The sequence below is a fragment of the Pseudomonas sp. NPDC089530 genome, assembly GCF_050280705.1.
Classification (GTDB): Bacteria; Pseudomonadota; Gammaproteobacteria; order Pseudomonadales; family Pseudomonadaceae; genus Aquipseudomonas.
The window spans coordinates 1-9636 of the sequence record NZ_JBNNVU010000137.1 but is presented as its reverse complement, the minus strand read 5'-3'; the positions used below and the strand labels follow the sequence as shown (position 1 = coordinate 9636).

The 9636-nt window shown below is 67.1% G+C and carries 8 protein-coding genes; 5 read left to right on the top strand and 3 right to left on the bottom strand.

What is annotated here, in order from left to right; translation table 11 throughout:
- A partial coding sequence (locus tag ACQKQA_RS28445) for a hypothetical protein (RefSeq protein WP_427564544.1) occupies positions 1–125 on the top strand: 125 nt, incomplete at its 5' end.
- A 9-nt stretch (positions 126–134) separates the two neighbouring features.
- The gene (locus ACQKQA_RS28440) at positions 135–638 is read left to right on the top strand and encodes a single-stranded DNA-binding protein (protein ID WP_427564543.1); all 504 of its coding nucleotides are present in this window, start codon (positions 135–137) and stop codon (positions 636–638) included.
- A gap of 167 nt (positions 639–805) precedes the next feature.
- Here the strand turns inward: ACQKQA_RS28440 and ACQKQA_RS28435 are convergent, their stop codons facing one another.
- Entirely contained in the window at positions 806–1360 is a 555-nt protein-coding gene (locus ACQKQA_RS28435; RefSeq protein ID WP_427564542.1) for a cysteine hydrolase family protein, read from the bottom strand.
- Between the two features lie 103 nt (positions 1361–1463).
- On the opposite strand from ACQKQA_RS28435, the gene ACQKQA_RS28430 reads away from it, so the two are divergent.
- The gene (locus tag ACQKQA_RS28430) at positions 1464–2471 is read left to right on the top strand and encodes a GlxA family transcriptional regulator (RefSeq protein ID WP_427564541.1); all 1008 of its coding nucleotides are present in this window, start codon (positions 1464–1466) and stop codon (positions 2469–2471) included.
- A gap of 41 nt (positions 2472–2512) precedes the next feature.
- Here the strand turns inward: ACQKQA_RS28430 and ACQKQA_RS28425 are convergent, their stop codons facing one another.
- Entirely contained in the window at positions 2513–6817 is a 4305-nt protein-coding gene (locus ACQKQA_RS28425) for a DEAD/DEAH box helicase (RefSeq protein WP_427564540.1), read from the bottom strand.
- A 362-nt stretch (positions 6818–7179) separates the two neighbouring features.
- On the opposite strand from ACQKQA_RS28425, the gene ACQKQA_RS28420 reads away from it, so the two are divergent.
- Positions 7180–8064, top strand: a complete 885-nt coding sequence (locus tag ACQKQA_RS28420; protein ID WP_427564539.1) for a sugar nucleotide-binding protein — start codon at positions 7180–7182, stop codon at positions 8062–8064.
- On the top strand, positions 8057–8986 hold the full coding sequence (locus ACQKQA_RS28415) for an NAD-dependent epimerase/dehydratase family protein (protein WP_427564538.1): 930 nt from the start codon (positions 8057–8059) through the stop codon (positions 8984–8986). The genes ACQKQA_RS28420 and ACQKQA_RS28415 overlap by 8 nt, the downstream gene beginning before the upstream one ends.
- Positions 8987–9043: 57 nt before the next feature.
- On the opposite strand, the gene ACQKQA_RS28410 is transcribed toward ACQKQA_RS28415, so the two are convergent.
- Positions 9044–9636, bottom strand: a 593-nt coding sequence (locus ACQKQA_RS28410; protein ID WP_427564537.1) for an OmpW/AlkL family protein, incomplete at its 5' end; no start/stop codon positions are given.

Genomic DNA, 9636 nt, shown 5'->3' with positions numbered 1-9636 from the left:
GGGTAACAGATGCCGTGATGGTGGTCGAAGAAGCCGCCATTTACATCAAATTGGACACCGAATTATTGGATCGCGCGACCCTCGAGCAGCTGGTCAACCCAGCCCGGTCGGCGTGCGAAGCCTAGGAGAACGTTATGGCCCGTGGGGTTAACAAAGTCATATTGGTCGGCACTTGCGGCCAGGATCCCGAAGTTCGCTACCTGCCTAACGGTAACGCCGTGACCAACCTGAGTCTGGCCACCAGCGAACAGTGGACCGACAAGCAGACCGGCCAGAAGGTCGAGCGCACCGAGTGGCACCGTGTGTCGATGTTCGGCAAGGTCGCGGAAATCGCCGGCGAGTACCTGCGCAAAGGTTCGCAGGTCTACATCGAAGGCAAGCTGCAGACCCGCGAGTGGGAAAAAGACGGCATCAAGCGTTACACCACCGAGATCATCGTCGACATGCAGGGCACCATGCAGCTGCTGGGCGGCCGTCCACAGGGCGACCAGGGCCAGGGCATGGGCAACTCCGCGCCACGTCCACAGCAGTCGCGTCCGCAGCCTTCCCAGGCGCCACAGCGTCCAGCGCCTCAGCAGTCTTCGCCGCAACCGGCGCAGAACTTCGACGACAGTTTCGATGACGATATTCCGTTCTAAGAGAACCTTCTTGGTAACGGCATGAAAAAGGCCCGTAGCGCGCAAACGCTACGGGCCTTCTGCTTTCTGTCGCCAGTGTCGTTACCGATATTGGCTCTATCCTGATGGACGTTCAGGCTGTCCCGGTGGTTCTGCCGATGTCTCCAGCACAGAGCGGCTTTTCAGCGTCAGCGACTGGTCGCCATGAATTCGGCGGTGGACACTACGCTGGCGTAGGCAAAACCCAAGGCCGACATGAACGCGGCATGCACCTGGGCCGCCGGCACCTGCACACCGTTGAACTCCAGATCGCGGGTGGCGCAGGCGTCATGGATTACCGTGACGCCGTAGCCGAGGTCGGCGGCAGCGCGAGCGACACCATCGATGCACATGTGGCTCATGCTGCCGACCACCACTAACTGTTCGATGCCGTGCTGGTCGAGAAGGGCTTCGAGCTCGGTTTCACGGAACGAATTGACGAAGTGCTTGAGCACCACCGGCTCGTCGGCGCGGTTGAGCACCTTGGCGTGCAGTTGCGCGCCGCTGGAGCCCGGGGTGAAGAACGGCGCGCTGTCGGAGGTGAATTCGTGGCGGATGTGCACCACCTGCCGGCCGCTGTCACGGAACGCCTGGATCAGCCGTGCGGCGTTGTCCGCGGCAGCTTCGGCGCCGACCAGGGGCCACTTGCCGTTGGGGAAGTAGTCGTTCTGGATATCGACTACGATGAGCGCTTGCTTGGCCATGGGGGTTTCCTCTGGAGTAGGGGTTGGCTGTGGTGTCCAGTATTGGCCCCGGCCGGCCACTCGAGGATTGGCCGCACCGACAATAGCAGGGGGAAAACTGACAATGGGTATGCAAAGCGCAGTCGTCGAACTGGGCGTGCTGATCTATCCCGGCGCACAGATGGCTGCCGTGCATGGCTTGACCGACCTGTTCGGGGTCGCCAACCGCATCGCCGCCGAACAGCACAGTGCGCAGTTGCCGCTGCTGCGCATCAGCCACTGGCAGGCCCAGACCGAGCAGGCGCCGGTACGGGTGTACGACAGTCACCCTGGTGTCGATAGCCCGTTGCTGGCGGTGCTGATTCCGCCCTCGGTGGCCGGTTTTTCCCAGGCCCAGGCGCCCCAGGCGCTGATCCGCTGGTTGCGGCAGCAACATGCCCATGGCGCGACCTTGGGCGGGGTCTGCGTCGGTTCTATCCTGCTGGCCGAAAGCGGCCTGCTCGACGGGCGCAACGCCACCACCCACTGGACCTCGGCGAAGCCGTTCGCCGAGCGCTACCCGAAGGTCAGGCTCAACGCCGACCAGCCGATCGTCGACGACGGCGACCTGATTACCACCGCCGGCCTGATGGCCTGGTCCGAACTCGGCCTGCGCCTGGTCAACCGCCTGCTGGGCCCGAGCATCGCCAGCGGCACCGCGCGCTTCCTGGTGATCGAACACAGCGACAGCGCCAGCCAGTGCGGCAGCAACTTCGCGCCGCTCCTCGGCCATGGCGACGCGGCCATCCTCAAGGTCCAGCACTGGTTGCAGGCCAATGGCGCGGTGGAGGTTTCCCTCGCCGCCATGGCGCAGCAGGCCGGGCTGGAGGAGCGCACCTTCCTGCGGCGCTTTCGCGCGGCCACCGGGCTCAAACCCACCGAGTACTGCCAGCACCTGCGGGTGGGCAAGGCCCGGGAAATGCTCGAATTCACCAACGGCACCATCGACCACATCGCCTGGACGGTGGGCTACCAGGACCCGGGGGCGTTCCGCGCCATCTTCAAGAAGATCACGGGGCTGGCGCCCAGCGAATACCGCACGCGCTTCGGCGTCAGCCCACCGACGCCGCTGGCGCGGGCCGGGCAGGGCTGAGACGACGGGCGGGGCTGGCGGGAACGACGCGTTTCCGGACGTCAGTGACGGATCAGTCTGTTGCGCAGTTCAAGGCTGGCCTGCGGGTCGAGCTCCAGCCAGACCTGCTGCTTGCCGGCGATCTCGGCCGCCGCGGGCAGGCCGTCGCGGTACACCAGGCGGTTGCCGGCCAGGGCCGGGACTTTCGGCCCCGGCAGCAGGGTGCCGGCGAGGTTCAGCGGATCGACCCCACACACCGCGATCAGGCTGCCGTCCAATGGGCGGCGGCGCACTTCGCGCAACAGGGCGATGGCCTCGGGCAGGGCGAACTGCTCGCCGGCCAGGCCGCTGACAAAACGCCCGCCGCGAATGTCGCCGCGGGCCTCCAGCCGATGGAAGGTGCGCAGCAGGTCGCGCCAGCTCGGCAACCAGTCGGCCTCGCGCTCCAGCAAGCGCCAGAACACCACGCCATAACGCCGCAGCAGGGTCATGGCGATATGTTCCAGAGCGGCCTGCTCGGAGCGGCCGAGGCTGTCCGGCGCCGCTGTCGACCGCCGGAGCAGGGCCCAGCGTCCGGCATCGTCCATGCCGCCGACAAACGCCCCGCGCCCGCGTCGGCCGCTGTGGGCCAGACGTTTGCTGGCCGGGGTGATCAGGGCGCGCAGGCCGGCAAAACTGTCGGCGTTCACCCACCCTGCGGCTACCAGTTCCTGCAGGGCGATTTCCAGCTCGGTACGCAGTACATGAGCCTCGTGCTGCAGTTCGTCGAAGAACAGCGCGCCGTGGCGGCTCAAGGCTCCATGCACCTTCTGCGCCTTGGGCGACAGCTCGTTGCTGTCGGGCTGCGTGCTCAGTCCGCTCCACAGCGCCACCTGGCTGCGTGGTAGCAGCACGATCGGCGTGTTGCGCAGGGTCGCACCTGCGGTCTTGTGTGGCGCGCCGAGTCGGCTCCAGACCACCTTGCCGTTGCGGCACAACTCGTCCAGCCAGGTGGCGGAGTAATCCTTGATCCGCGCCGGCAGCAGCTCGCTGTCCCAGGCGCCGGCCGCGGCGGCGTATCCCTCGAACTGGGCGACGGTCTGCGCCAGCATGGCGCTGCCCTGGCCCTGGGTGGCGCTGGACAGGTGCTGCCAGTCGAACAGAAAACGCATCAGGTCCTGCAGCGACACCGGCTCGATTTCCCGGCGCAGGCGCTTGACGGTGTAGCGGTGGATCCGCGCCAGCAGATGCCGTTCGCACCACTCTTCCTGGGTTTCGCCGGGGCTGAAGCGCCCGCGCAGCACATAACCCTCGCGCTCCAGTCGGGCCAGCGCCTGGGCGACCTCGCTGGCGTTCAGGCACAGCGGGGCGGCGATGCGCTCCAGCGGCATCGGGCCGAAACCGCTGAGCCGGGCGCGAATCAGCTCCACCACGGCTTCGTCCCGCTCCCAGGCCTCGTCGAAGCCGGTTGGAGCTGCGATGAGCGGTTGCAGCGGCGCCTGTGGATAAATCGCCCGCAGGCACGCCAGGCGTTCGACGGCCAGCCACAGAGCCTGTTCGTCGCCGAGCTGCAAGCGGCTGGCGCGGCCGCTGTCGGCCAGGGCTTGCAACCAGCCAGCCCAATGCGGGTTGGCCTGGGCTTCTGGCTCGCCGATGGCGGCCAGGCTCATCAGCGCCTCATGCATTTCATCCGGGGTGCCGGGGGCGGGCCAGGCCTCTTCGCGTACCGACTCGATGGCCTCGGCATCCAGGGCGCCGAGGTCGTCGCTGGATTCGGGGTCGCTCCAGCGACGGTTGAGCACGGCCTGGGTGCGGCGCTCTTCCAGCGGCGCATCGTCGAGGAAGGTGTAGGGCTTGGCGCTGAGAATTTCTGCGGCCAGGGGCGAGGGCGCCGGCAGGTCGCGGCTGATCAGGCGCAGCTCGCCCCGTTCCATGCGCCGCAACAGGGTCAGCCAGCCCTCGCAGTCCATGGCCTCGTGCAGGCAGTCGTCGAGGGTCTGCTCCACCAGCGGGTGGTCGGGGATCTGCCGTTCGCCGGCGAGGTTCTCCAGGCAGGCGATCTGGTCGGGAAACACGCTGGCGATCAGGTCTTCGCCTTTCATCCGCTGGATCTGCGGCGCCACCTTGCGCCCGCCGACAAAGCGCGGCAGCGCCAGGGCCACCCCGGCGTTCCAGCGCCAGCGCACGCCGAACAGCGGCGCATCCAGCACGGCCTGGACCAGGATGTGCTCGGCGCTGTTGCTATGCAGGTAACGCCAGACTTCGTCCAGCGCGAAACTGTGGCTGGTGGACAGCGACAGCACGATGGCGTCTTCGCTGGCGGCGGCCTGCAATTCGAAGTTGAAGGTGCGACAGAAGCGCTTGCGCAACGCCAGGCCCCAGGCGCGATTGATCCGGCTGCCGAACGGTGTGTGGATCACCAATTGAGTGCCGCCGGATTCATCGAAAAACCGCTCCATGATCAGCGTGTCCTGGGACGGCAGCGTGCCCAGGGCCTGGCGCGCGCGGGCCAGGTAGTCGACCAGTTGCCCGGCGCTGGCGGCGTCCAGGCCCAGGTGCTCGCCCAGCCAGTCGAGGGCCGGTTGCAGGTGCCCGGGGGTGGCGCCGAGCAACTCGTCGAGGCGGGCCAGCAGGCGCGCCACGGCAAACGACAGTTCGGCGCTGCGCCCGGGGGCTTCGCCGAGCCAGAACGGAATGGTCGGCGGCTGGCCATGGGCGTCCTCGACCCGTACCTTGCCGGGCTCCACCCGCAGGATGCGGTACGAGGTGTTGCCCAGCTGAAACACATCGCCGGCGATGCTCTCCACGGCGAAGTCTTCGTTGACGCTGCCGATATTCAGCGCCTGGGGCTCCAGCAGCACGCTGTAGTCGGCGTTGTCGGGAATGGTCCCGCCGCTGGTCACCGCGGTCAGCTGGCTGCCCCGCCGGCCGCGCAGGCTGCGCTTGACCGCATCGCGGTGCAGGTAGGCGCTGCGAATGCCCTGGCGGCCGTTGTAGCCCTCGGCGAGCATGCGCAGCAGCGCCTGGAAATGCCCGGCGTCGAGTTCACTGTAGGGCGATGCGCGGCGGATCATGTCCAGCAGCGGTTGTTCCTGCCATTCCTGGTTGCTGACTTCGGCGACGATCTGCTGCGCCAGCACATCCAGCGGCGCCCTGGGAATCTGCAGAATGTCGAGTTCGCCACGCCGCACGCAGTCGAACAGGGCGGCGCATTCGAGCAGGTCGTCGCGGGTCAGGGCGAACAGGCGGCCCTTGGGCGTGCCGCCGACCTGGTGCCCGGAGCGTCCGACCCGTTGCAGGAAGGCGGCGATCGAGCGCGGCGAACCGATCTGGCACACCAGGTCGACATCGCCGATATCGATGCCCAGTTCCAGGGAGGCGGTGGCGATCAGTACCTGCAGCTCGCCGCGCTTGAGGCGCTGCTCGGCGTCCAGGCGGAATTCCTTGGCCAGGCTGCCGTGGTGGGCGGCCACCGCGTCCTTGCCCAGGCGCTCGCTCAGATGACGGCTCAGGCGTTCCGCCAGGCGCCGGGTGTTGACGAACACCAGGGTGGTGCGGTGCTCCCGCGCCAGTTCGGCGAGACGATCGTAGACTCGTTCCCAGACATCGCTGGCCATCACCGCCGACAGCGGCACGGGCGGCACTTCGATTGCCAGGTCCCGGGGCCGGGCGTGACCGATGTCGACGATCTCGCAGGGGCGATCACGACCGACGAGAAAGCGCGACACCGCTTCGATGGGCTTTTGCGTGGCCGACAGGCCGATCCGTGTCAGCGGCTCGCCGCACAGCGCCTGCAGGCGCTCCAGGCTCAACGCCAGGTGGCTGCCGCGCTTGCTGGCGGCGATGGCGTGGATCTCGTCGACGATCACCGTGCGCGTGCTGGCGAGCATCTGCCGGCCCGAGCCCGAGCCCATCAGCACATAGAGCGATTCGGGGGTGGTCACCAGGATGTGCGGGGCGCTCTTGCGCATGGCGCTGCGGTCTTTTTGCGGGGTGTCGCCGGTGCGCACCGCGGTGCTGATCCGCAGCTGCGGCAGGCCCAGGCGTTCGAGCTGCGCGGTGATGCCGGCCAGCGGGTCCTGCAGGTTGATCTGGATATCGTTACTCAGGGCCTTGAGGGGCGAGACGTACACCACCAGGGTCTGTTCTGGCAGCGTGCCACCGTTTTCCAGGCCACGGTGCACCAGCTCGTCGATCACCGCCAGGAAGGCGGTCAGGGTCTTGCCGGAGCCGGTGGGCGCGGCGATCAGCGTCGAGCGGCGCAGGCGGATCAGCGGCCAGGCGCGGGCCTGGGCGGCCGTGGCCGCCGGGAAGCAGCTGTCGAACCAGGCACTGACGGCGGGATGGAAACCCGGCAGGGCATTGGCGGGGATCTGGGGCAGGTTCATGGCCAACGTTATGCGACCAGCGGGGCAAAGTTGCAAGACTGTCTCGTCGTGCTCCGGGTTGCGCATGCCCTGTAGCCGCTGGCGCAGCCTGCGATCGGCCGCGCAGCGGTCGTAAACCAGGCGACACGTTTTTCCAGGTGGATCGTGGATTCAGGGTTTGCGGCAACTGCGTTGCCGATCGCAGCCTCGCAAGCTCGGCAGCGGCTACACAGGGACTGTGTGACTGACAGTGCAGCACTTTCTCAGTGACGGTTGCGCCGGAAACCCGCAAAATGCAACGATTCTGAGCACTATTCATGGCCAGGCCCGCGGGGTTGGCCACTTCAAACCATCGTTCCGAACAGATTGGGCTTGCTGACTCTATGCGAATGCGCCTTATGTTACTGGGCGGCGGAAATGCCCTTGGGCAGGCGCTGATTCGCCTCGGGGCGGAGGAAGACATCGGTTTCCTCGCCCCCCGCCCGCCGCAAGACGGCTGGGATGCCGCGAGCCTGACGCAACTGCTCGACGACACCCGCCCGGACGCCTTGATCAACCTGGCGTACTACTTCGACTGGTTCCAGGCGGAGAGCGTCCCCGAGGCGCGGCTGGCCGGCCAGGAGCGGGCGGTCGAGCGGCTGTCCGAGCTGTGCCAGCATCACAACATCATTCTTCTGCAGCCCTCCAGCTACCGGGTGTTCGACGGCTCGCGGGCCACCGCCTACAGCGAGAAGGACGAGCCGGTGCCCCTGGGGCTGCGCGGCCAGGCCTTGTGGCGGATGGAGCAGAGCGTGCGCGCCACCTGCCCGCAGCATGTGCTGCTGCGCTTCGGCTGGCTGCTGGACGACAGCGCCGAGGGCACCCTGGGACGTTTCCTGGCCCGTGCCGAACACCCCGAGGAGCTGTTGCTGGCCGACGACCGCCGGGGCAACCCGACCCCGGTGGACGACGCCGCCCGGGTGATCATTTCCGTGCTCAAGCAACTCGATTGCGCCGCGCCGCTGTGGGGCACCTACCACTACGCCGGCCACGAGGCGACCACGCCACTGGCCCTGGGCCAGGCGATCCTCACCGAGGCCCGCAGCCTGCATCCGCTGGCCATCGAGGCGCCGACCGCCCAGGCTCACGCCGCGCGCCCGGATGCCGCCGAAGAACCGCAGCACGCGGTGCTGGCCTGCAAGAAAATTCTGCACACCTTCGGGATCAAGCCACGCGCCTGGCGCGCGGCGCTCCCGGCTTTACTGGATAGGTTTTATCGTCATGGCTGATAGCCCTGTTTTGATCACCGGCGGTGCCGGTTTCATCGGTTCGCACCTGACGGACGCTTTGCTCGCCAAGGGCTACTCGGTGCGGATCCTCGATGATCTGTCCACCGGCAAGCCGAGCAACCTGCCGCTGGACAACCCACGGGTCGAACTGATCGAAGGCGACGTCGCCGACGCGGCCCTGGTGGCGCGGGCGATGGTCGGCTGCCGCGCGGTGGCGCACCTGGCGGCGGTCGCCTCGGTGCAGGCCTCGGTGGACGACCCGGTGCGTACCCACCAGAGCAATTTCATCGGCACCCTCAACGTGTGCGAAGCCATGCGTCAGGCCGGGGTCAAGCGCGTGCTGTACGCCTCCAGCGCGGCGGTCTACGGCAACAACGGCGAGGGCGAATCCATCGACGAAGACACGCCCAAGGCGCCTCTGACGCCCTATGCCTCGGACAAGCTGGCCAGCGAGTACTACTTCGATTTCTATCGCCGCCAGCACGGGCTGGAGCCGGCGATTTTCCGCTTCTTCAATATCTTCGGGCCGCGCCAGGATCCGTCCTCGCCGTACTCCGGGGTCATCAGCATCTTTTGCGAGCGCGCGCAGAAAGGCCTGCCGATCAAGGTGTTCGGCGATGGCGAGCAAACCCGCGATTTCATGTATGTCGAAGACCTGGTGGACGTGCTGGTGCAGTCCCTGGAGGTACCGCAACTGGAAGTCGGTGCGGTGAATGTCGGCCTGAACCAGGCCACCACCCTCAAGCAGTTGCTCGAGGCCCTGGGTCAGGTGGTCGGCCAGTTGCCACCGGTCAGCTACGGCCCGGCGCGTTCGGGGGACATCCGCCATTCGCGGGCCAACAACCAGCGGCTGTTGCAGCGTTTCACCTTCCCCGAGCCGACGCCGTTGAGCGTCGGGCTGGCACGCTTGCTGGGCCTCTGAGTTTTCCCCGGCCATGAAAAAGGCGCCTCGATAGGCGCCTTTTTTTGTCCGGCCGATTTAGAACTTGTAGCCCAGGCCGACCATGTAGACCCATGGATCGACGTCCAGGTCGACCTTGGCCCGGGTGCCGCCGGCAACGGCGTTGTTGTCCACGTAGGCGGTGGTGTCGATATCGATGTAGCGCACCTGGGCGTTGATCATCACGTTGTCGGTCAGCATGTAGTCGGCGCCGACCTGCCAGGCCAGGCCCCAGGAGTTCTTGGCCCGGAAGTTGTCGAAACCGGCGGCGCTGGCGCCGCTGCCGACGTGCTCGTCATAGATCCAGGTGTAGTTGATGCCGCCACCCACGTAAGGCTGGAAGGCCGACTTGTGGTCCAGCGGGTAGTAGACCAGGCTCAGGGTCGGCGGCAGGTGCTTGAGGCTACCGAGCTTGCCGTTGGCGGCGTCCAGCGCAGTGCCCTTGAGCTTCACTTCATGCTCGAACGGGGTGGCCGCGAGCAGCTCGATACCGAGGTTGTCGGTCAGCATGTAGGCGAAGTTCAGACCCAGTTGGGTGTCGCTGCCCCGCTCTGCTCGGAACCGGCGATCGGGTGCCCCGGAACGAAACGCGGCGGCATGCCGCCAAAGGCCTCGGTCGCCGCGCGCACCAC